The following is a 1,504-nucleotide window of genomic DNA, read 5'->3' on the forward strand; positions in this document are numbered from 1 at the left end:
GCCGCTGGACGCCATCCCGCTCTTGCCCAACGGCAAGGTGGACCGCAAGGCGCTGCCCAAGCCCAGCGCCACGCACCAGGATGCCGGCGAGCGCCTGGCCCCGCGCAACGAGCGCGAGCGCATCGTGCTGCAGACCATGGAGCGGGTGCTCAACCTGCCTGGCCTGGGCATCCGCGACGACTTCTTCTCGCTGGGCGGCCACTCGCTGCTGGCGGCACGGCTGACCACCCTGCTGAGCCGCGAGTTCGAGCTCACGGTGCCGCTGCGCATGCTCTTCGAGGCGCCGACCGCGGAGCGGCTGGCCGCGGCCATCGAGGGGCTGAACGGCAGCAACGCGCCGCGCAGCGCGCCGATCGCGCACGTGGCCGATCGCCGCAGTGCCCCGCTCACGCCGATGCAGGAGCGCATCCGATTCGTCGAGGAACTGCATCCGGGCCGGCCGACCTATAACGCACCTTCCGCGCACCGCCTCGGCGGGCCGCTGGACGTGCAGAAGTTCAAGGCCGCGCTCGCCATGATCATCGAGCGCCAGCCCTCGCTGCGCACCGCGATCGGCCCCGACCCGGCCACCGGCGCGCCCGCCGCGCTGATCGCGGCCAAGGTGGACTACGAGCTGCCCGTCGTCGACCTGGGCACGCTGCCGGCGGACCAGCGCGAGGCCGAGCTGGTCGAGCGCATGCATGCGCTGGCCGAGCGGCCGATCGACATCCACCGGGCGCCGATGTTCCACGCGGCGCTGTTCCGCATCGCCGAGAACGACCACGCCTTCGTGTTCGTGCCGCACCACCTGGTCTGGGACGGCTGGTCCTTCGACGTGCTGCAGAGCGAGCTTTCGGCCATCTACGGCGCCCTGGTGCGCGGCGAGCCCCACGGCCTGCCCGAACTCGCCGTGACCCACGGCGACTACGCCGACTGGTATGCGAAGTGGCTGACCGAGCCCGAGTTCGAGTCGCAGCTGCGCTACTGGAAGGACCGCTTCGCCAACTCGCCCACGCCCAAGGCGCCGCGCACCGACATGCCGCGCAAGGCCGGCATGAGCGGCGAGGGCGGCGCGCACTGGGTCACCGTCGACAAGGCGCTCACCGAGCGCCTGCGCGAGATCGGCCAGCGCAACGACGTCACCCTCAACATGCTGACGCTGGGCGTCTACATCCTGATGATGAGCAGCATCATCGACAGCCGCGCCATCGTCATCGCCACGCCGGTGCGTGGCCGCGAGGCGCCCGAGCTGGAGCCGGTGATGGGCTTCTTCAACAACGTGCTGCCGCTGTCCTTCCAGATCGACCGCTCGCTGCGCTTCGGCGAGTTCATGCGCTACGTCAAGCAGGAGCTGATCGCGGTGATGAGCCACCAGCAGATCCCCTTCGAGCGCCTGGTGAGCGAGCCGGAATTCGTGGAGCGGGCCCAGGGCGTGGGGCTGTACCAGGCCCTGTTCTCCTTCCAGGATGCACGCGAGCGCCCACGCGACATCGGCGGCCTCGCGCATCGGCAGATGCACCTGCCG

Annotated in this window: 1 protein-coding gene; it reads left to right on the forward strand. The window is 70.5% G+C overall.

Features of this window, described 5'->3' with window-relative positions; translation table 11 throughout:
- A partial coding sequence (locus APY03_RS44645; protein WP_232324444.1) for a condensation domain-containing protein occupies nucleotides 1-1,504 on the forward strand: 1,504 nt, incomplete at both ends.

Source organism: Variovorax sp. WDL1 (assembly GCF_001541225.1).
Lineage (GTDB): Bacteria > Pseudomonadota > Gammaproteobacteria > Burkholderiales > Burkholderiaceae_C > Variovorax.